19 protein-coding genes are annotated in these 21,042 nt (G+C 66.4%); 1 reads left to right on the forward strand and 18 read right to left on the reverse strand.

The genetic code is table 11. The features are described from left to right. The first annotated feature begins 144 nt into the window (after nt 1-144). The gene (locus tag MOV80_RS20805) at nt 145-1,008 is read left to right on the forward strand and encodes a helix-turn-helix domain-containing protein (protein ID WP_019101843.1); all 864 of its coding nucleotides are present in this window, start codon (nt 145-147) and stop codon (nt 1,006-1,008) included. 83 nt (nt 1,009-1,091) lie between these two features. On the opposite strand, the gene MOV80_RS20810 is transcribed toward MOV80_RS20805, so the two are convergent. The 18 genes from MOV80_RS20810 to MOV80_RS20895 all read right to left on the reverse strand — a co-directional run bounded on the left by MOV80_RS20810 (nt 1,092) and on the right by MOV80_RS20895 (nt 20,988). Next, a complete protein-coding gene (locus MOV80_RS20810) occupies nt 1,092-2,894 on the reverse strand; it encodes a hybrid sensor histidine kinase/response regulator (protein WP_118268108.1) in 1,803 nt (600 codons plus the stop codon). Further along, nucleotides 2,894-3,364 carry a molybdopterin-dependent oxidoreductase gene (locus tag MOV80_RS20815; RefSeq protein WP_052051949.1) on the reverse strand — a complete coding sequence of 157 codons (471 nt, stop codon included), beginning with the start codon at nt 3,362-3,364 and terminating at the stop codon, nt 2,894-2,896. The genes MOV80_RS20810 and MOV80_RS20815 overlap by 1 nt, the downstream gene beginning before the upstream one ends. 321 nt (nt 3,365-3,685) lie before the next feature. Continuing rightward, entirely contained in the window at nt 3,686-3,946 is a 261-nt protein-coding gene (locus MOV80_RS20820; protein ID WP_019101840.1) for an acyl-CoA-binding protein, read from the reverse strand. Nucleotides 3,947-4,090: 144 nt separating this feature from the next. Continuing rightward, nucleotides 4,091-4,801: a hypothetical protein gene (locus MOV80_RS20825; protein ID WP_118268109.1), complete on the reverse strand. Its 711-nt coding sequence runs from the start codon at nt 4,799-4,801 to the stop codon at nt 4,091-4,093. A 96-nt stretch (nt 4,802-4,897) separates the two neighbouring features. Further along, on the reverse strand, nt 4,898-5,632 hold the full coding sequence (locus MOV80_RS20830; protein ID WP_019103618.1) for a DsbC family protein: 735 nt from the start codon (nt 5,630-5,632) through the stop codon (nt 4,898-4,900). Between the two features lie 24 nt (nt 5,633-5,656). Next, nucleotides 5,657-6,808: a UbiH/UbiF family hydroxylase gene (locus MOV80_RS20835; RefSeq protein WP_118268110.1), complete on the reverse strand. Its 1,152-nt coding sequence runs from the start codon at nt 6,806-6,808 to the stop codon at nt 5,657-5,659. 13 nt (nt 6,809-6,821) lie between these two features. Further along, nucleotides 6,822-7,985: an FAD-dependent oxidoreductase gene (locus MOV80_RS20840; protein ID WP_118268111.1), complete on the reverse strand. Its 1,164-nt coding sequence runs from the start codon at nt 7,983-7,985 to the stop codon at nt 6,822-6,824. 43 nt (nt 7,986-8,028) lie between these two features. Continuing rightward, entirely contained in the window at nt 8,029-9,324 is a 1,296-nt protein-coding gene (locus MOV80_RS20845) for an aminopeptidase P N-terminal domain-containing protein (RefSeq protein WP_019100012.1), read from the reverse strand. Nucleotides 9,325-9,534: 210 nt separating this feature from the next. Next, nucleotides 9,535-10,599 (reverse strand): hypothetical protein, encoded by a 1,065-nt coding sequence (locus MOV80_RS20850; RefSeq protein ID WP_043590318.1) that lies wholly within the window; start codon nt 10,597-10,599, stop codon nt 9,535-9,537. After that, on the reverse strand, nt 10,596-11,438 hold the full coding sequence (locus tag MOV80_RS20855; RefSeq protein ID WP_043590320.1) for a hypothetical protein: 843 nt from the start codon (nt 11,436-11,438) through the stop codon (nt 10,596-10,598). Before MOV80_RS20855 ends, MOV80_RS20850 begins: the two co-directional genes overlap by 4 nt. 558 nt (nt 11,439-11,996) lie before the next feature. After that, nucleotides 11,997-12,806 (reverse strand): 5-deoxy-glucuronate isomerase, encoded by an 810-nt coding sequence (gene iolB / locus MOV80_RS20860; protein WP_249605454.1) that lies wholly within the window; start codon nt 12,804-12,806, stop codon nt 11,997-11,999. After that, the gene (iolE, locus tag MOV80_RS20865) at nt 12,803-13,723 is read right to left on the reverse strand and encodes a myo-inosose-2 dehydratase (RefSeq protein WP_118268114.1); all 921 of its coding nucleotides are present in this window, start codon (nt 13,721-13,723) and stop codon (nt 12,803-12,805) included. The genes iolB and iolE overlap by 4 nt, the downstream gene beginning before the upstream one ends. A 14-nt stretch (nt 13,724-13,737) precedes the next feature. After that, the gene (gene iolD / locus MOV80_RS20870; protein ID WP_118268115.1) at nt 13,738-15,594 is read right to left on the reverse strand and encodes a 3D-(3,5/4)-trihydroxycyclohexane-1,2-dione acylhydrolase (decyclizing); all 1,857 of its coding nucleotides are present in this window, start codon (nt 15,592-15,594) and stop codon (nt 13,738-13,740) included. After that, nucleotides 15,591-17,549, reverse strand: a complete 1,959-nt coding sequence (gene iolC / locus MOV80_RS20875; RefSeq protein ID WP_118268116.1) for a 5-dehydro-2-deoxygluconokinase — start codon at nt 17,547-17,549, stop codon at nt 15,591-15,593. Before iolC ends, iolD begins: the two co-directional genes overlap by 4 nt. 14 nt (nt 17,550-17,563) lie before the next feature. After that, on the reverse strand, nt 17,564-18,358 hold the full coding sequence (locus MOV80_RS20880) for an ATP-binding cassette domain-containing protein (protein WP_118268117.1): 795 nt from the start codon (nt 18,356-18,358) through the stop codon (nt 17,564-17,566). Then, nucleotides 18,345-18,734 (reverse strand): hypothetical protein, encoded by a 390-nt coding sequence (locus MOV80_RS20885; protein WP_118268118.1) that lies wholly within the window; start codon nt 18,732-18,734, stop codon nt 18,345-18,347. Before MOV80_RS20885 ends, MOV80_RS20880 begins: the two co-directional genes overlap by 14 nt. After that, complete coding sequence (locus tag MOV80_RS20890) at nt 18,731-19,876, reverse strand: ABC transporter permease (RefSeq protein ID WP_081575960.1); 1,146 nt, start codon at nt 19,874-19,876, stop codon at nt 18,731-18,733. Before MOV80_RS20890 ends, MOV80_RS20885 begins: the two co-directional genes overlap by 4 nt. Before the next feature lie 68 nt (nt 19,877-19,944). Further along, nucleotides 19,945-20,988 carry a sugar ABC transporter substrate-binding protein gene (locus tag MOV80_RS20895; RefSeq protein WP_118268119.1) on the reverse strand — a complete coding sequence of 348 codons (1,044 nt, stop codon included), beginning with the start codon at nt 20,986-20,988 and terminating at the stop codon, nt 19,945-19,947. Nucleotides 20,989-21,042 lie beyond the last annotated feature (54 nt).

A 21,042-nucleotide genomic window follows, 5' to 3' on the forward strand; every position in this document is an offset into this window, starting at 1 on the left:
GACATGCCCACCCCTGCCCGGAAGGCCATCCGCCTTCCGCTCGCCGCCGCCGATAATGAACAAAGACAGCAGCCATCCGCCCACGTCGACGGCAAGCTGCGGACCAGAACGACCCGATAGTCGCCCTACTCCAAAGACATGCAAATGACACAGAACAAGCCAACCACGGAAATCATCAACGCCAATATCCGCACGCACCTGGAACAGCGCGGCCTGGCGGAGTCTCAACAGGTCAGCCTGATCGAAGAAGTGCTGGGCCTGAGCGCGTCGCAAACCTACCGCAAGCTCAACGGCAGCAGCCAGTGGCAGCTGGGTCAATTGGAAAAGCTGGCGCAATATCTGGGCCTGCCCACTTCCGAACTGCTGGTGTCTCAAGACAACCGCCGGCCGGTACGGGTGCCGGACGCCGACCTGATCCCGGCCATCCTCCACCTGACCGACCACACCGAGGAAGCTCATTGCTGGATACAGCTGGGCGACGTGGTGCAGGACGATTCCATCTCGCCGCTGCTGCTGGCGCGTCGTCAGGGCGACAGCTGGCACGTGTATCCAGGCAGCCACGACCGCTGCATCAACGGCCACGAAGTCACCTATCTGGCGGTGCAGCCGCCCAAGCGCGCCAACAACAAGCGCTTGCTGGTGGCGGTGCTGGACGATATGGACGCCGACATCCTGGCCGCGGTGCTTGTGCGCCAGGGCCTGTTCGCCCTGCCCTACGAATCCCCGTCCGAACTGTTGGCCGCGCTGCCGCACGAAGAGTTCGACGCTTTCGTGCTGGACTGGGTGCTGGGCGACGAGGACTGCATGAAGGTCATCGAGACCATACGCCAGCGCTCGTCCACCGTGCCCATCATCGTGCTGACCGGCCACGCCGAGGAATACGAATCCGCCTTGCAGCAGGCGCTGCGCATCCAGGGCGTTTACTACATCGGCAAGCCGACGCCGGGCTCCATCCTGGCGCTGCAGATCACCAATGTGGTCACCGCGGCCCACGATCTGGAAGTCTGAGCAGACCCGCTTCAGCCGCCGAGCGACATGAAAAAGCCCTGGATCTCCAGGGCTTTTTTCTGTCCGGCCATGCGCCGCCGCGTTCAGCCGCGTCTGGCCACCACGTCCAGCATCTGCCGCAGCTGGCCGGCGTCGAAGGGTTTGGCCAGGATGCCGGCGAAACGCTGGGCGCGCGGATCCTGAAAGGCCTCCGGGTAAGCGCTCATGCCGACGACGGCGGTCTGTTCGGCGCGCCGGCCGCTCCAGGCCCGCTCCGCCACCTGATAGCCGCTGTCCGCGCCCAGGTGCATGTCCAGCAGCACGGCGTCGAAATCGGCTTGCTCCAGCGCCCGTTCCGCCAAGGCCGCCGTCTCCGCGGTGGCCACCTGATAGCCGTCGCGCTGCAGCAACTCGGCCAGGGTGTCGCGAATGTCGGCGTCGTCGTCCACGATCAGAACCGACTGCGAGCCCGGCGTCTCCGCCGCCTGCACCGGTATGCGCACGGTGAAGCAGGCGCCCTTGCCCTCGGCGCTGTCCAGCGCTATGCAGCCGCCAAACAGATTGACCAGCTCCTTGACGATGGACAGACCCAGCCCGCAGCTGCCGGCCCGTCTATGCTTGCCCTGGATGAAAGGCTGAAAAATACGCTGCTGGTACTCCGGCGGAATGCCCACCCCGGTGTCGCGCACTTGCAGCACCAGCTCGTGATGGCCGGTGGCGCGCAGGCAGGACACGCTGACCGTGACCGAGCCGCTATCGGTGTAGCGGATGGCGTTGGACACCAGATTGCCCACGACCTGACGCAGCCTCACCTCGTCCAGCAGCACCGTCGCCGGCAGCGGGCCGGCCTGATAATTCAGCGCCAGCCCCTTGGCGTCGGCCAAGGGCCGCATCACGTCCATGGTGGCTTGCAGCACCTCGGCCAGCGGCATCGGCTGCGGATTCATCCGCAGCTTCATATTGCGGATGGCACTGATATCCATGATGTCGTGCACCTGGGCGGATAAGTGGGACACGCTGGTTTTCAAGCGCTGCAAGGCCGTGCGCGCGGTTTTCTGGCCGTCCGCCACCGGCTCCAGCAATTCGATGCAAACCTGCATCGACTGCAAGGGGGAACGGATCTCGTGGCTCAGCGTGGCCAGAAAGGTGGTGCGGTCCAGCTCCATCGCCACCGTGGCCTGGTGCGCGGACTGCTCCTTCTCCAGCAAGGCCTGCTTGGCGCTGGCCAGGCGCTTGACCGAGCTGTAGCGCGACAGCAGCAGGATCACCGCGCAGATCACGCCCCACAACACCGACTGCAGATACAGCACATTGCTGCGCTGGCGGTCCAGATCCTCCAGCCGCTCGGTGCGGCTTTTCACCTCCGCCACCCTCGCCTCCACCGCGAAGGCCATCAGTTGCGGCCGCAGCAAGTCAATGCGTTCCAGCAGCGCCGGCACCGAGGCCAGCGCGGGGTGGCTGAAAGCAGGGTCGTTGAACAATTGCTGGTAATCCGCCACCAGGGTGTCGAAACCCTTCACCTGGCGCAGCAACATCTGCACCCGCACCGGCGCCGGTTCGGAAAACACATGGAAACGACTGCTGGCCACTTCCAAGCGCCGCAACAGCTCGTCTTGCGTGATGCGGCCGGCCTGGAAACCCACCAGCGCGGACTTGGCGCGCTCCATTTCCAGCTGGAATTGCGCCACCGACCAATACAAATCCTCGCTGCTGTTGGCCACTGAATTGACCTTGCCCAGCTGGCTGATGCTGTAATACATGCCGCTGGCAGCGGTGATCAGCACCAGCAGGCCCACCCACAGCATGCGCCGGCCTTCCGGCCAGCCGCCCCATCCGGAAATGAGCCGCCGCAGGCGGCCGGCCCAGCCCGGCTCCACGCCGGACGACGCTTGATTGTCCTGGTTCATCAGTTCACCACCAGACCGTCTATCTGCCAGATCAGCTTGGCGTCCAAGGCCGGCCCCTTGGCCGAGTCCGGCATCTGCTCCAGCGGATACATCAGCCACAACGGGCCGTAACGGGCCACGTTCATCGGCTGCTGGTTGAAGCGGCGCGCCAGGATGGCGCGGTACTTGACCAGCTCGCCGATAGGAATGGAATAGGTATAGTCGTTGAGCGCCACAAACTGGGCCTGATGGCCGTAGGCGCCCACTTTATTGAGGATGTCCCGCACCAGCGGCCCGCTGAAAGTCGCCTTGGGCGTCCAACTGGTGGCGGTGACCAGCGAGGTTTGCGGCAAGGCCATCAGCGCGCTTTCGCGGAATTCGTACACGCCGCGCGCCGAATCGGTGAAATGGCTGATCTTGCCCGACACCACCAGCAAAACCGGGTCGTCGCCCGCCCGGCACGCTTGCGCCAGCAGGACGAAAACCAGCAAGCAAAAGACTCTCTTCATCTTGGCCAACGCTTCACTTGATTGAAAAACCATACCGCCGCACTGCTCATCAACAGTCAGACAACTATAGAGCCTGTTCAAAGCCTCGCGGGCAAGGGCGAGACAAGGCGCTGCGGCGGAAATAGCGGATTGCGCCGACGGCGCATGAGCGTTTCGAAAACACGCTCGCCGTACCGGCAACGCTCCGCAGACTTTGAACAGGTTCTAAAAAAATCGGCACGCTAGTCTGGTGCCGGTTCGCCGCCGAAAACGGCGCCGCCTGCGGGCGCGCCGTTTCGGCGGCAGGGGTCGGCCGCGGCCGGCTTACTCTTCCAGCAGGCGCTTCACCACGTCCACGTATTCCTGCTTGGCCTCGTCGCTGCCCTTGCCCTTCAGCTTTTCCCAGGCGTCGAACTTGGCGCGGTTGATGAAGTCCATCATGCCCGGGCGTTCGCCGGCGGCGTCGCCTTCGGTAGCCTGTTTGAACAGCGCGTACAGTTGCAACAGCGTCTGGTTGTCCGGACGCTCGGACAGGGTCTTGACATCGGCCTGGGCCTGGGTGAACAGAGTCTGCAGATCAGACATGGGAATTCCTTTGTTGAAGACCGGGACGTTGGTGCGCCCCTGATTGGAGATGTTAGCCGCCGGCAGCCAGTGCCGGAGAGCGGAATTTACCACGAACCCGCGCTGCGGTCAGCACGCAGGCCCACGCCGTCGGCGCGGTCCGGGCTACGGCGGCGAAGCGGTTCCATCGCCGGGTTCGGACTCGATCAAAATACGTTTATAGCTCTTCACCGCGATGCCGTCCTTGCGCGCCGGCGAAAACTCGGCCTGACGAAAACGCTCGAGCAAGGGCTGTTCGCTGCCGGCCGGCTGGGCGCTGACCCATTGCACCGCATCCACTTCGCCCCGCTCATTGATATAGACGCGCAATTCGATCCGGATCGCCCCCCCCGTCAAATCGGCCAGTTCAGGCAGTTCGATCGGCCGCAGCGGCACGGCCAGTTGCTCCAGTTGGCTGGCCGGATAATACAGGTCCAGACCCAGACGCTGCGGCAGTTCGTCCCCCGGCTGCGCGGCCTCCGCAAGGGGCGCCGACGCCGCGGCGGGAAGCGCGGCGACGGGCGTCGAGGCACTCGGTCTAGGCGCCGGCTCTGGCTCCGCCTCAAACACCGCCTCCGGCAGGGTCTGCTCCGCCCTCGGCGCGGTCCATGCCGGCGGCGCGGCGGCCGGCTCCAGCCGCGGCGGCGGCCTGGCCGCCGGCCTCGCCGCCGTCAGACGCACGCTCAGTCCCGCCGGCTCTCCGCGCGCGCCGCCCACCGGCCACGGCGCAAAAATCGCCAGGCCATGCACGGCCAGCGAAAACGACAGGCCCAGCAAGATGCGGTCGCCGTTGGACAGGCCGCGCCAGCTCGCGCTCCAGCCCGGCCGCGCCGTCATCGCCGCCCGCCAGGCGCGACAACGGCCTGAGCCGGCGTCGCGAGAACGCAGGAACAGGCCGTGGAAACCCGCTTAGCGGCGCATGTCTTCATGCGCTCACTTGGCGTTGAGCAGCTTCTCGATATCGTCGCCATCGATCGCGCCCGGCACCAGCTGGCCGTTGGCGAAGATCAGGCCCGGCGTGCCGGTGATGCCCAGCTTCTCGCCCAGTTGCTGAATCTTCTCCAGCGGAGTGTCGCAATTGTCCGGGCCGGTCAGCGGCTTGCCGTCGCGCATGAAGCCGGACCAGGCCGCCACTTTGTCCGGCGAGCACCAGATCTGCTTGGACTTGCGCATCGCGTCCGGGTGCAGCTGGCTCAGCGGATAGAGGAAGGTGTAGATGGTGACGTTGTCCAGATTCTTCAGGCCTTCGCGCTCCAGCTTCTTGCAGAACGGGCAGTCTGGATCGGAGAATACCGCCAGCTTGCGCTCGCCCTTGCCGCGCACTTCCTTCAGCGCGTACTCGAACGGCAGCGACTTGAAATCCACTTTGTTCAGCTCGGCCATTTTCTTCTCGGTCAGGCTTTCCTTCTTCACCGCGTCGATCAGATCGCCGACGAAGAGATAGCTGGCGTCGGCGTTGGTGTACACCACCTGCTTATTGTCCACCACCACCTCGTAAATGCCTTTCACCGGCGTGGCGGTCACCGCCTTGACCGGCTTGCCCGGGAAGCGGCCTTCAAACGCCTTTTTCACATCGCCGGCGTTGCCGCTGCCGGCGGCTTGCGAGCAAGCGGCCAGCGCCATCATCAGGGAGGCGCCCAGCGCCAGGGACTTCAGGTTCTTCTTCATCAATCTTTATCCTCAAGGGAAGGTTCAGTAACCAATTGCCTGGCGAGCGAATTGCCGCTTCAAAGGCTTCAGGCAATTGGTCAGGTTCAAGCCGGTATTGCGCAACCAAGGCAGACCCGGCGCCTTGGCCTGGAACAATTGGAACAGACCGTCGCAGCCCAGCTGCATGGTTTTCACCGCTTCGCGCCGCTGACGCTCGTAGCGACGCAGCAACATCCAGTCTCCGGCGTCGCGCTCGCCGGCCAGCAAGGCGGCCAATTGCGCCGCGTCCTGGAAACCCAGATTCACGCCCTGGCCGGCCAAGGGGTGCACGGTGTGGGCGGCGTCGCCCACCAGCACCACGCGCTCCGCCGCCACCCGCTCCGGCTGGATCAAGCGCAGCGGAAACGCCGCAGCGGGAGTGATGACGGCCAATTCGCCCAACGCCTGTCCTCCGGCGGCGGCCACTGTCTCCGCCAATTGCTCCGGCGGCAGCTCCAGCAAGCGCGCGGGATCAGAGGTTGACCACACCATGGAAATTCGGTTCCCGGCCATGGGCAGCCAGGCCAGGATGCTGTCGCCGGTAAACCATTGCCGCGCCACGCCGCCGTGCGGGCGTTCGCAGTCGAAGTTGGCCACCACCCCGCTCTGGCCGTAAGGCTTGACGCTGGCGTCCAGGCCGGCCTGCTCGCGCACCCAGGAGTTGGCGCCGTCCGCGCCGACCAGCAGCGCGGCGCTCAGCCGGCGGCCGTCGTCCAGCGTCAACGCCGCGCCAAGCGCGTCTGCGCTCAGCGCCTGCGGCTTAAGCCCCGGCAGACAATCAACGCCGGACGCCGCCAGTCGCCGCCACAGCGCGGCCAGCAGCCAGCGGTTCTCGGCGATCCAGGCCAGCGCCGGCTCGCCGGCGTCGCTGGCGGCGAACTGAATCCGGCCGCCAGCGTCGCCGCGCACGTCCATCGCTTCGATCGCGCCCAGACGCTCGGCGCCGGGCCAGGCGTCCAGGCTCTCCAGGAAGCGGCGGTTGGCCGGGCTCACCGCGTAGATGCGCGCGTCCCAGCCCTGGTCCAGCCCCTCCAGCCGCGGCGGCCGCCCCTCGAGCAAGGCCACCCGCTTGCCGGCGCGGTCCAGCGCCAGCGCCAGGCTGGCCCCCACCAGGCCGCCGCCCACCACGATCACGTCGTACTGCAATGCCTTCACGCTCGCTCCCCCGTCAAACGCCGAACACCAGATGGCTGGCGAACTTGCGCCGCAGCGGCGGCAGCGCGTCCAGCGCGCTGAGGCCGACGCTGCGCATGGCGCTGACCACCGGATGGTGGCCGTCGAACAATTTGATCAAACCATGGGTGAAGCCCACCACCGCGTGGCTGTCCACCCGCCGCGCCGCCGCGTAGGCCGCCAGCGCGGCGGCGGCACCGGGGTCGGCCGCGCCGGCCAGCGCCGCGCTGAGGCCGGCGGCGTCGCGCAGACCCAGGTTCAGGCCCTGAGCCGCCACCGGATGCATGGTCTGCGCGGCGTTGCCTATCATCGCCACCCGGCCGCTGACCACGCGGTTGAGCTGCTTCAGCGCCAGCGGGAACGCCGCGCGCGGCCCCACGCTCAGAATACGGCCCTGACGTTCGCCGAAGGCCTGCTGCAAGGCGGCGGCCACCTCGGCGTCGTCGGCCGCCTGCAGGCGGGCGGCGTCCTCGGCGCTGCGGGTCCACACCAACATATAAGCGTCGCCGTGCGGCAGCAGGGCCAGCGGCCCGTCGTGGGCGAAGCGCTCATAGGCCACGCCCTTGGGCGGCAATTCGGTGCGCACCTCGGCCAGCACCGCGCACTGGCGGTAATCGTGGCTCAGGCGCTTGACGCCGGGCAGGCTTTCCGCCAGCGCGCCGCCTTCGGCCATCACCGCCAGCCGGCAGGTCAACACGCTCTCGCCGGCGTCGGACGTCACCGTCACCACCGCGTAATGACTGAGGCTCTTGACCGTCCGCACCCGGTGGCGCCACAGCACTCGCACGCCGGCGCGCTCCAGCGCGCCGCCCAGCGCCGCCACCAGCGCCGGATAGTCCACCACCGCGCCCAAGTGCGGCAGGCCCACATCCTCGCCTTGCAACAGGGTGCGGCCGCAAGCGCCTTGCTGCGACACGTGCACGCTGTCGATCAAGGACGCCGGCAAATCTTCCGGCCAGGCGCCGGCTTCGCGCAGCAGCTCGCGGCTGTGCCAGGACAGCGCCAGCGCGCGCGCGTCGCGCACCGCCTCGTCGCGGCCTCGGGCCTCCACCAGCGTCACCTCGCGGCCGGCGCGCGCCAGCCGCAGCGCGGCCAGCGCCCCCACCGGGCCGCCGCCTATGATCACCACGTCCGCATGTTCATTCGTCTGTTGCTGCATGTCTGCTTCCTTCCTGTTTCCTCGGGACACAGGCTCCGGATACTCAATTCTCGTTCATCAGCGCTTCGATCTGATCAATTTGCTTGGGCACACCGCCGGTATAGACCTCGCAGCCCTGCTCGGTAATCAGCACATCGTCCTCTATGCGCACGCCGATATTGTGCAAGGCCGCCGGCACGCCGTCCGCCGGGCGGATGTACAAGCCCGGCTCCACCGTCACGCACATGCCGGGCTGGTAAGCGCGCCACAGGCCGTTGCGCTTGCGCGCGCCCACATCGTGCACGTCCAGGCCGATCAAATGCCCGATGCCGTGCATGTAGAACTGGCGGTAAGCGCCGGATTCGATCACCCCGTCCACGCTGCCCCGCAGCAGCCCCAGGTCCAGCATGCCCTGGGCCAGCACCGCCAGCGCGGCGTCGCCGGACGCGTTCCAGGGCACCTTGGGCCCCAACGCGGCGATGGCCGCCGCCTGCGCCGCCAGCACCACTTCGTAAACGTCGCGCTGCGGGCCGCTGAAGCGGCCGTTGATCGGGAAGCTGCGGGTGATGTCGCCGGCGTAGCCTTCCAGCTCGCAGCCGGCGTCGATCAACAGCATCTCGCCATCGCGCAGCAGGCCGTTGTTGGCGCAGTAATGCAGAGTGCAGGCATTGGCGCCGCCGGCGACGATGCTCTCGTAGGAGGGCTGGCGCGCGCCGCGGCTGACGAAGGCGTGCAGGATTTCCGCCTCGATCTGGTATTCATGCAGGCCGGGCCGGGTGGCGCGCATCGCCTGCACATGGCCGGCGGCGGAAATCTCGCCGGCGCGGCGCAGCAGCGCAATCTCGCTGTCGTCCTTGATCAAGCGCATCTCGTCCAGCAGCGCGTGCACGTCGCCGTAGCAGCTGGGCGCCGGCGCGCCGTGGTAGGCGCGCTGGCGCAGGCTGTCCAGCCAGCCGTTGACGCGCGCGTCGAACTTGGCGTCGCGCCCCAGGCTCCAGCACAGCCGGCCGCAGCCGGACAGCAGCTCCAGCATCCGCGCGTCCAGCTCGGCAATGGGATAGGCCTCGTCGAAGCCGAAAGCCTCGGCCGCCGCCTGCGGGCCGTGGCGAAAGCCTTCCCAGATTTCCATGTCCGGATTCTTGTCGCGACAGAACAGGATGGACTTGCCGCTGCGCCCGTCCAACACCAGCACCGCTTCCGGCTCGGCGAAGCCGGTCAGGTACAGGAAATGGCTGTCCGGGCGATAGGGATAGAAATTATCGGCGTTGCGCACCGCTTCCGGCGCGGTGGGCAGCACCGCGACGGCGTCGCCCAGGGCGGACAGCAGGCGGGCGCGGCGTGCGGCATGAGGCGTGGGCATGGCGGAATCCAGGCAAGAGACCGGCGCGGTCGTAAAAGCGGCAGTTTACACCGCCGCCCGCGCCAACCCAAGCCCCGCCGGCGTTCAAGGCCCGGTCCATGTCCGACTCAGCGCTCCAAGCCGGCGGCTCGCTGGAAAGCGGTATGTGGGCCGCGAAACCGCTTCTCCGCCTCGAACCAAACAGCAGAGCGGCTTAAGATTCCCCGATGTTCAATTCTCTTGCTCATCTTGCGGCCTAGGAGGCACCCATTCACCGCCGCGTTGGCCTATGGTTCGGTCAAGCTTTTGCGCCCACTCCACCTTGCGGCCGTTCTCGATGTCGTAGCCGTTACGTCGCTCTAATTCGCCTTTGTCGTTGTAGAAGGTCCATTTCTCGCCAGTGACAACATAGGTGGTCAACGTTGCACGATAGGCCTGGCCATCTTTTACCCAGAGTTCGATGTGACGCTTGTCTTCTAGCGCATCCAGTTCCGGGCGAGGGAAGCCGGCGCTGTTGTCGGGGAGGACGCTGAGCAGATAGCGGCCATCATTCTTGATACCGAGGACTTTAATGGGGATGTCGGCGGTGAAGGGTTCGGTTTGGACCTGATAGTCAATGGTGTGAATAGTGTTTCCTTCTCCTTGCTCAGTAAAGGTGGAAAACCAAGCGCGTTTGCGGCCCGTTGCCCAAACCCGGAAGCCCTTGATCTCCTTGAGTGAACCACTGGATTCCCAGTAATTCATCTGGGCACGTCCTATGCGGGTTCTAGTGACTTTTTCAGCTGAGCGGATCTCGGCAACAAAGATGTCGGCCTTGACGTAGGCCGGCTCTAATAGCGCTTGTTCTATGGACAGCAGCCGGTTGATCTGGCCATCCGCATCCAGACCGAAGAAGTAGATGCCATTGACCTTGATGCCGAAGCGCTCGTAGTCGATGGGGGCGGTATAGGGTTCTCGCTTTGAAATACGGCTCTGTCGATAGGCGATCTTCTGGTTTTGATTGATGGCAATCTGGGCAACGCCATCTTCTAGTTCCGCTGCCTCAAAACTCAGAATCTCACCATCGAAATAGTTGGTGGAGAAGGTGCGTGGTCCTTCATAGACGTAGTAGGGTGTATTGATGGCCAGACGCACGCCATTGCGGTCGGTGGTGTAGTTAAGGCTCATGGGGAATATCCAGTTAAATAGTTGTTGGGCGAGCGGAGTGTGATGGACTTGGTAGATGAACAGCGCCATAGGCAGCAGCAACATGAGCAGCAGAACGCCGATCAGTGAGGCTTTTTGCCAGATCGTCATAACCAGTTCCGGCGCTTCAGCTCGTCGCGCGTCATGGTGGTGTGTGCTACCAGTTGGTCAACATAGTCAGGCTTGATCAGCCGGCGTGCGGTGCTGAGGGCGGCGGCCGCACCGATGCCGGGTCCGCCGAAGACCGCGCCCTTGGCGCTTTCCTTCAGCACCAGGCCGCGCAGCTTGTCGAAGTGGGGGTCGATGTCGGCGTTGAGCAATTCCAGGTCTATCAACTGGCAGTCGTGCAACATGCGCCAGATGAAGGTGTGGCAGTTGGCTTCGCCAAAGCTGTCCAGCCGATAGCTCCAGCGGCCGCCGGATTGATCCTTGTAAGCGGCGGCGAAGGCGCGGATTTCGTCTATCACCGCCGCCTCCGAGCGTTGGTCGGTCAATCCCAAGTAGAGCGGCTGGATGCTGCGGGCGTCCGGGTTGCCATGGTTGGGGTCGTAAGGGTAGGGTTTGTGACCTATACCTCGACCAGCCATGAAGTCCCTAGGATTTTCAACTCCCTCATCAGCTTGACGCCGTTCTTTGGAGTCACCATTGATGCATCCTTCAACATCCCACATGGCGCTGAGCTTATCCTTTGTCCTTTCCATACCGGTGATGTTTGCCCCCGGATACCAGCCATAGCTTTCCTTGATGCTGGGGTCGTCGTGGGTGATTTCCACCCAGTAGTGGCCGGGGGATTTTTCCCGAATGGCTCCGTCCTTATGGGTAATGCCCTTGCCCCAAAACGGAATGCGCTTGAGGCGGACGCGGCTTAGTTGGCGCGGGAAGTGGATGGCGGTATAGCTGGCCAGGCTGGCGGCCTGGGTCACGCCTTCGCCGGTAATCCAGAATTCCATGCTTATTCTCCTTGTGGCTCAAACACGATCTTGAGTTGGGATTTGGCTTAGCGACTGTTAATAGCGTTGGAATTGCTCCGGCTCTGTGATGTTGTATCCCATACCCGCATACAGTTTCCCGCAGGCGAATTTGTGGAGCTTGAAACCGGGAAAGGTTGGACCAAATGTGATAGTGGCTACGGTGCCAAAGAGGGCCTGCACATTGTCGAGGAAAGGGGAATGGGCTGAGCGCGACCAACGCACATGGATTCGCCCAGCGAACGGGGACGGTCCTTTGATGGCTATATTGTGGCGGCATGGCGACTTCCCCGGCTGAACACGCGAAGAAGTTGAACACCTTAAGCTGAGAGACAGAGCGGCAATATAGGATTAATCCTAAATGTCATGAGCAATGCGACCCAAGACCGCCGCCATGCCATGGCGGTGCCTTGTCCGCTTATGCTTTTCGCCATGGTCATCCAAAAAAACGGCGGGGAGCACCCCGCCGCCATGCAAACACCTACCCAACAAGAAGCAGTTCAAAATCTCGCGAGCGAGTGTGAGATCGTCAACACGCTATCAAGTGGCGGCGGACAGCATCCACTCATGCGCCGGGTCGTTGTGGAAGCGCCATTCGCGGCGCGGCCCGGCCATCACGTTGAGGTAGTAGGATTCGTAGCCATGCGGCACGCACACCGGGTGGTAGCCGCGCGGCACCAGCACCACGTCGCCGTCCTCCACCGCGTGCGACTGGTCCAGGTCGCGCTCGTCGGTGTAGACGCGCTGGAACACGACGCCCTGCGCCGGGCTCACCCGATGGTAATAGGTTTCCTCCAGCAGGCTTTCCGTCGGCAGCGCGTCGCGGTCGTGCTTGTGCGGCGGATAGCTGGACGAATGGCCGGACGGGGTGCGCACTTCCACCACCAGCAGGCTGTCCGCCTCCGCCTGCTGCGGCAGGATGTCGGTGACGTAGCGGGTGTTGGCACCCTGCCCGCGCACGCTTTGCGCCATGTTCTGTGGCCGGATCAGCCGCGGCGGCCGGCTGAGCGGCCGGCCCGGCGCCGAGCACAACGCCACTTCGGCCGCCCCGCGGGCGACGACGCGCAGCGGGCAGCCGGCGGGGATGTAGGCCGCCCACGGCGCTTGCCCGTCGAACACATCGGCGCGGCCGCCCACGCCCGGCCAGCGTTGGTCGCCGGCGATGAGGTCGACGACGCCGGCCAACACCACCACGCAGCATTCCCGCTCCGCTTGCAACCAGTCCTCGGCTTCGCCGTCGGCCAGGCGCAAAGCGCGGAAGCCGACATGGCGCCAGCCGGCGGAGGCCGGCGTCACGTCGGCGGCGACGCGGCCGGCCGCCGCTCTAACACGCAAATCAGGCTGATTCATGCGCAGCTCCTTTCCGACGCGCCGGCGCGGATGGCGGCCACCAGGCCGGCCAGAATGCGAAAGCCCAGCTCGGCGTAGCGGTAGCTGGGCGCCACCACCGGGTCCTGTTCCGCCTCCACCACCAGCCAGCCGCGATAGCCGTGCTCGGCCAGCATGCGCAGCAAGGCTTCGAAATCGATAACGCCGTCGCCGGGCACGGTGAACACGCCGTTGAGCACCGCTTCCAGGAAGCTCCAACCGCGGTTGCGCGCCAGCCGCGCCACCTGCGGGCGGATGTCCTTGCAATGAACGTGAACCACGCGGCCAATATGACGGCGCAGCACCGCCAACGGTTCGCCGCCGGCGAAAGCGATGTGGCCGCTGTCGAACAGCAGGCCCACTTCCGGGCCGGTGACCGCCATCAACGCGTCCACATCGTCCGGGGTTTCGACGTAAGCGCCCATATGGTGGTGGTAGGCCAGCGTCAGGCCGTGGCTTTGCAGATGGCGGCCGAAGGCGTTCAACCGCTCGCCGTAATCGCGCCATTGCCGTTCCGAGCCAAAGCGCGGGCGCTGGCTCAGCGGCCTCGGCTGGCCCTGTATCGCCTGGGCCACTTCGCCGTAGACCATCACCCGGCAGCCGCTGGCGGCCAGCAGCCGCAGATGCGGTTCCACGGCGGCGACTTCTTCATCCACGCCGCGCTCGGCCAGCCGGCCGGAATGCCAACCGGACACGCATTGCAGGCCGTGCGGCGCCAGCGCCGCCGCCAGCGCTTCCGGCTGGCGCGGAAATTTATTGCCCAGTTCGAAGCCGCGGTAGCCTATGGCCGCGCCTTCGGCCAGTGCCTGCTCCAGCGAGATCTCGCCGCCCAGCGACGGCAGGTCGTCATTGCTCCAGGAGATCGGATTGATGCCGATTTTCACGTCGAATGCATGCATTGCCTTGTTCCCCGCTATTCGTATTGACGCCGGCGCAGCCGGTCTTCGTAAGCCTGGCGCGCGGCGCGGACCTCGGCCCGTTCCGACACCTCCGGCACCGCCACCTCCCACCAGCAGCCGCCGGCCTCGGTGGTGCGCGCCGGATCGGTGTCGATCACGATCAGATAGCTGCGCTCGGCGGCGCGGGCGCGGACCAGCGCCGCCTCCAGGCCGGCGATGTCGGCCACGTGCTCGGCCTCGGCGCCCAAAGCACGAGCGTGAGCGGCGAAGTCCACTCGCGGCGCGCCGTGGCGGCCCTGGCGGCAGTCGTCCAGCAAATTGTTGAAAGGCGCGCCGCCGCAAGCTTGCTGCAAGCGGTTGATGCAGCCGTAGCCGCGGTTGTCCAGCAGCACCACGATCAGCTTCCGGTCCAGCATGACCGAGGTGGCCAATTCGCTGTTCATCATCAGATAGCTGCCGTCGCCCACCATCACGATGACTTCGCGCTCCGGCCGCGCCATCTTCACGCCCAGGCCGCCGGCGATTTCATAGCCCATGCAGGAATAGCCGTATTCCAGGTGGTAGCCGCCCGGCGTCGCCGCGCGCCACAGCTTGTGCAATTCGGCCGGCAGGGTGCCGGCGGCGCAGACCACGATGTCGTCGCGCTCGGAGCCGGGATGGCGCTGTACCGCGCCGATCACCTCGCCGTCGTAAGGCAGGCCGCGAGGCTGTCGCTGGCCGGTGACGCGCGCCGTCTCCGCGCGCCAGTCCTCGGCCAGCGCGCGCGCCTCGGCGCTCCAGCCGGCGTCGGCGCGCCAGCAGTCCAGCCGCACCGAGAGCGCGTCCAGGCACAGTGCGGCGTCGCCGGTCAAAGCCACGGCGTCGGCCTTGATCCCGTCCAGCGCGTTGACATTGACGCTGAGCAGCCCCGCCTGACGAAACAACTGCCCGGAGCCGGTGCTGAAATCCTGCAAGCGGGTGCCCAGGGCCAGCACCAGATCGGCCTGTTCCGCCAGCCGGTTGGCGGCCGGCGAGCCGGTGACGCCGATCGCGCCCAGTTGCAGCGGGTGGTCCCAGGGCAAGGCGCTCTTGCCAGCCTGGGTTTCGGCCACCGGCGCGCCGTGGCGCTCGGCGAAGGCGCGCAAGGCCGCCGCGCCGCCGGCGCTGTAGAGCACGCCGCCGCCGGCCACGATCAGCGGCCGCCGCGCGGCGGCCAGCGCCCGCGCAGCCCGCTCCAGCGCATCCGCTTCCGGCGGCGGCGCGGCGATGCGCCACCGCCTAGTCCGGAACCAGTCCGTCGGATAGTCCCAAGCCATGGTCTGCACGTCCTGCGGCAGCGCCAGCGTGGCCGGCCCGCACTGCGCCGGGTCGGTCAGCACCGCCAGCGCGCGCGGCAGCGCCGTGAGCAGCTGCGCCGGGTGGACGATGCGGTCGAAATAGCGCGACACCGGCCGTAGGCAGTCGTTGACCGACAGCGTGCCGTCCTGCGGCGCTTCCAATTGCTGCAGCACCGGGTCCGGCGCGCGCGACACGAACACGTCGCCGGGCAAGAGCAGCAGCGGCAGCCGGTTGACGTGGGCCAGCGCCGCGGCGGTGACCAGGTTGGTGGCGCCGGGGCCGATGGAGCTGGTCACCGCCATCATCCGGCGGCGGAAATGAGCTTTGGCGTAGGCGATGGCGGCATGAGCCATGCCCTGCTCATTGTGGGCGCGCCAGGTGGGCAGGCTGTCGCCGGCCTGCTGCAGCGCCTCGCCCAGACCGGCGACGTTGCCGTGGCCGAAGATGGCCCACACCCCGGCGAACAGCGGCAGCTCCTCGCCGTCCAGCTCCACCCGCTGCGCGGCCAGGTAGCGCACCAGCGCCTGGGCCATGGTTAAGCGAATCGTGCTCATCGCGCGCCCTCCTCGCTGAACGCGCGGCCGGCCGTGCCGCGCTCCTCGCGCCAGACCGCCACCAGTTCAGTGAATCGGGCGCCGGCCTCGGCCACCAGGCCGGCGTCGTCGATCTCGCCCGCAAGCCAGCGCTCGGCCGGCCGCTGAAACAGGCTGCGACCCACCATGAAGCCGCGGCAACTGCGGCTGGCGCGCGCGGCGGCAAAGCCCCGGCGCAGCGCATCCAAGGGCGCGTTCAAGCCCAGCAGCACCACGCCGCGGCAATAGGGGTCGCGCTCGGCGATCAGCGCGTCCAGCGCCGGCCACTGCGCGGCGGCGGGCGGCTCCAGCTTCCACCAGTCCGGATAGATGCCCAGGTTGTACAAGCGCTTGAGCGCGCGGTAGACGGTGTCGTCGGCGCGCGGCAGATCCTTGGACGGGATGATTTCCAGCAGCAGTTCATGGCCGCTGGCCTGGGCGGCGTCGTAGAGCGCGCGGATTTGCGCCTCCTGTTCCAGCCGGTTGTCCAGCTCGTCGTCAGGGTGGTACTGGACCAGGCATTTGATCACGTGCTCGCGCGGCCAGGCGGCCAGCGCGCCGGCCATCGCGCGTCCTTGCTCGAACACCAGCGGATTGGAGCCGGGCAGCTCCACCGGCCGGCCCACCCACCAACCGCGGCCGGTGGCGGCGTACAGCGCGTCGGCGCCGTAGCGCTCGTCTATCAGCACCCCCACCCGCCCGCGCAGACCCAAGCGCTGCTCTACGCCGGCCACCGCTTGCACCAGCAGCTGTTTCAAACGCGGCAGCCGCGCCTCGTCCGCGCCCGCCGCGCGCGCCAGCTCAAAGAACTGACTGCGATGGTCGAAGGCGAACACGCACAACTCGTCCCAACGCGGCCGCGCCGCGCTGACCCGGTGCAGCCGGCTCAGGGCCGCGTCCTCGCCCGGCCGCCGCGTCGGCGCGGCCAGAAAACGTTCCAGCTCGGCCGGGGTCGGCATCGCCGGCGCGCAGCCGTGGCGCGACACCACCAGCGCGCCGCAGGCGTTGGCGCGGCGGCAGCATTCGGCGTAGTCGCCGCCGCGCAGCCAGACGGACAGGAAACCGGCCAGGAAGGCGTCCCCGGCGCCCAATACATTCATCACGTCCACTTCCGCGCCGGCCACGCTGAAGGCGTCCTCGATGCGCGCCGGCACTTCGCCGGGAATCACCGCGCAACCCAAGGGCCCCAACTTGACCACCAGCACCGCCTGGCTCAGCGCGCGCACTCGGGCCAAGGCCGGCATCAGCTCAGCCTCGCCGCCGGCGATCAGGAACTCCTCCACAGTGCCGACTATGAGGTCGAACTCGGAGAGCAGGCTCTGCAAATGGGCGCTGACCTCGGCGCTGGCGATGTAGCGGGTTTCGCCGTCGCCGCGGCCGGCCAGGCCCCACAGAACCGGCCGATAGTCGATGTCCAGCACCGTGCGCGCGTCGTGGCGGCGCGCGTATTGCAGCGCGCGGCGGCTGGCCGCCTCCACTCCGGGCCGTGACAAATGGGTGCCGGTGATCAGCAAAGCCTGGCTGCCTGCGATGAAGCCCTCGTCGATGTCATCGGCGCTGAGCGCCATGTCGGCGCAGTTTTCGCGGTAAAACAGCAAGGGAAAAGTGTCGCGGTCCTTGATGCCCAGCAGGGTCAGGCCGGTCAGCCGCTCCGGGTCCACCCTCACCTGGCTGACATCGCAGCCTTCGGCACGCAGGGTGTTGAGCAGAAAGCGGCCCATCTGTTCGTCGCCGACGCGGGACAGCATCGCCGACTTCAAGCCCAGCCGGGCCGCGCCGAAGGCGATGTTGGCGGAGGAGCCGCCCAGGTATTTGGCGAAGCTGGCCGCGTCTTCCAGCGGCGCGCCCAGTTGCTGCGCGTACAGGTCCACCGCCAGCCGGCCCAGGCAGACCAGGTCGCGGTCGCGGCCGCTGGCGAAACGGGTGGTGTTTTGCATGCTAGATCTACCTTTCAGATATGGACGCCGTCCAGCTCGGCCATCAGTTTCTGCATTTCCGCGCCGCCGGCCATCATGTCCAGCACTTCCTCCTTGCTGACCGAGTCCTTGGGGTAAGTGCCCAGCGAGCGGCCGCGGTTGAGCAGGGTGAAGCGGTCGCCTATCGGATAAGCGTGGTTGACGTTGTGGGTGATGAAGATCACTGAGATGCCCTTCTCGCGCGCCTTGGAAATCAGCTTGAGCACATTGACGCTCTGCTTGACGCCCAGCGCGGCGGTGGGCTCGTCCAGGATCAACACCCTCGCGCCGAAGTGAATGGCGCGGGCGATGGCCAGGCATTGCTTTTCGCCGCCGGACAAAGTGCCTATCGCCTGATGGGGATCGCGGATGTGGATGCCCATTTCCGCCAGCTTGTCGCGCGCCACTTCGCCGGCCAGTTCCAGATCCAGCACCGGCAGCAAGCCCAGCCACTTCTTCAACGGCTCCCGCCCCAAGAAGAAATTGCGCGCCACCGACATCAGCGGCACCAGGGCCAGATCCTGATAGACGGTGGCGATGCCCAGGTCCAACGCCTGGCGCGGCGATTCGAAGCGCACCGGCTGTCCGTCCACCCGGTATTCGCCGCCGCTGGGCCGGTGCACCCCGGCCAGGGTCTTGATCAGCGTGGACTTGCCGGCGCCGTTGTCGCCCAGCAGGCAATGCACCTCGCCGCGGCGCAGTTGCAGGTCCACCTTCTGCAAGGCAATCACCGAGCCGAAGGTCTTGCTGACCTGGTCCAGCTCCAGAATGTAGTCGTCACACGGGTTCATATTCGACTCCTTGCGGCCGCTGGCCAGGGTTGTTCGGGGCTGCGGCCGCGGCAAGGTGCGCCGACGCGGACAGTACATTGAGTACTGCAAGGAGGCGCAACGCGGCCGCATCGTTTTGCCGGCTCGACCTCCGTCCGTCACGACCGGAAAGATTCAGCGCAGCGGCTGCGGCAAGGCGCGCCGACGCGGACAGTACATTGAGTACGGCAAGGAGGCGCAAGGCCGCCACATCGTTTTGCCGGCTCGACCTCGGTCCGTCACGATCGGAAAAATTCAGCGCAGCGGCTGCGGCAAGGCGCGCCGACGCAGACAGTACATTGAGTACGGCAAGGAGGCGCAACGCGGCCGCAGGGATTTTGCCGGTTGTGACCATCATTTGGCCTCCGTCACGCGGCGTCTGACATAGTGATTGAACAACACCGCCATCAGCAGCATCAGGCCGAGGAAGACGCGGAACCAGTCGGAGTTGATATTGGTGTAGGTAATGCCGATCTGCACCACGCCGAAGATCAGCGCGCCGACGCAGGCGCCCACCACCGAGCCGTAGCCGCCGGTGAGCAGACAGCCGCCTATCACCGCGGCGATGATGGCCTCGAACTCCTTTTGCAGGCCGCGGTCGGCGGCGGCGGAGCCCACGTCGCACACTTGCAGCACCGCGAACAAGCAGGCGCAAAAGGCGGTGAACATGAACAGGCCTATCTTCACCTGCTTGACCGGCACCCCCACGTTCTTGGCCGCGTTGGCGTCGCCGCCGGCGGCGAAGATCCAGTTGCCGATCCGGGTGCGCGCCAGCACAAAGGCTGCAATCCCCGCCAACGCCAGCCACCACAGCAGCACCTTGGGCACGCCGGCCGCCGCCGCGCCGCCGTCCGGCAGGGAGGCGATGGCGCCGATGCCGGCCAGCCAGTGGAACAGGCCGGCGCCGACATGGCCGACGAACAGCCATTGCGCCAGCGGGTCCGCCGCCGCCAGATCGCCCACACCGCTGACGATGGTGCGGTTGGCGAACAGGATGGACAGCGCCAGCGTCAGGCCGCGCAGGATGAAGAGAAACGCCAGGGTGACGATGAAGGACGGCAACCGGGTCTTGAGCACCAGATAGCCGTTGAGCCAGCCCACCGCCAGCGAGCCGGCGAAGGCGAACAGGATGGCCAGCCAGAACGGCCAGCCGAAGTACAGCGGCGGAATCGCCACCATCATGCCGGCGAAGCCTATCATCGAGCCCAGGCTCAGATCGAACTCGCCGGCTATCATCAGCAGGCAGGCGCCGATGGCGATGATGCCGAGATAGGCCGCCACCTGCGACCAGTTGACGATGCCGTCCACCGCGAACATGCCGGAACCGCCTGCGCTCACGCCGAACACCACGAACACCAGCACCGCGCCGGCGACGGCGGCGAATTCCGGCCGGCCCATCAGCCGGTCGAACAGCGACAGCCGCCGCACTCTTTCATCGTCGCCGGGCGGCGCCATACGGATGCCCGCGGCCTTGCCCGGGCTGGCCTTGCTCATGCTCATTGCTCTGCTCCTCGCCCCGGGCGGCCGATAATTCCGCGCCGGGCGTCAGATCCATCGAAAAACGGCGGCTAGCGGTACTGCCCGGCGTACTTCTCCACCTTGGCGATATTGTCCTTGGTGACGAAGCCGGGGCCGGAGTTTATGTGGCGGCCCTTGTAGAGGGGCGCCAGCCCGTATTCCTTCAGCCGGGCCTGGAACTTGGGGCTGGCCTTGAGCGCGGCTTCCACCTTGGCCGGGTCCGTGGTCTTGTCGCGCTTCATGATGGCCAGCGCCGCCACCGGGATATAGCCCTGCAGATAGGGCTGCTGGTCGATGGCGAACTTGATGGTGCCGTCCTTGATCGCCTTGGAGATGTCCTCGGACAGGTCGAAGGTGGCGAAGTAGAGCTTGCCGGCCAGGCCCATCTTCCTCACCGCCTTGATCGCGGGGCTGGCCGAGGTCGGCCCCAGCGTCAGCAACGCTTGGGTGCCGGGGTTGTTGCGCAGATAGGCGCTGACCTTGCTCTCTATGCCGGTGGGGTCGTCGCCGGCGTCCAGCGTGGATTTGCGCACATCGGCGCCGATGGCGTCGGCGAAGCCCTTGCAGCGCTCGAAGGAGGCCGGGTTGGTGGCGTAATGGTTGACGCAGAGAAAGGTCTTGATGCCCGCGGCCTTGGCCTGCTTGCCGGAATCGAAGCCGGCGTCGTATTCCGGCTGGCCGACGTGCAGGGCCGCGCCCAGGCTTTCGCTTTGCTTTACGGTGCCGGAATTGATGGTAATCAGCGGGATTTTCTTGGCCACCACCTGGCCCAGCGGCCGCTTCAGCACATCGTAATCGGCAATGCTGGCGATCACGCCGTCGTACCGCCGCGCCGCCGCCTGCTCGATCAGCCGCGCCATGTCGGCCAGGTCGCCGTTGGGCGGATTGCGGTAATCCACCTGCACGTTGAAATCCTCGCCGGCCTGCTTGATGGCGTTCTTGATGGTGTTCCACCAGGCGTCGGAATCCGGCGCGTGGCTGATCAGTACCAGGCGGGCGTCGGCCGCCTGCGCGGCTTGAGCCAACGCGCAAAGCGCCAGCGCCGCCGCGGGCAGAGCCCGCTTCCACTTGCAAGTCCAGGATCGCTGCTGCATCTCTCTCCTCCTTATTCTCCGCCGGCCCATCGTGGAGCCCGCTATGGTGTCGGC

This window comes from Chromobacterium sp. IRSSSOUMB001 (assembly GCF_023507765.1).
In the GTDB taxonomy this organism is placed as follows: Bacteria; Pseudomonadota; Gammaproteobacteria; order Burkholderiales; family Chromobacteriaceae; genus Chromobacterium; species Chromobacterium haemolyticum.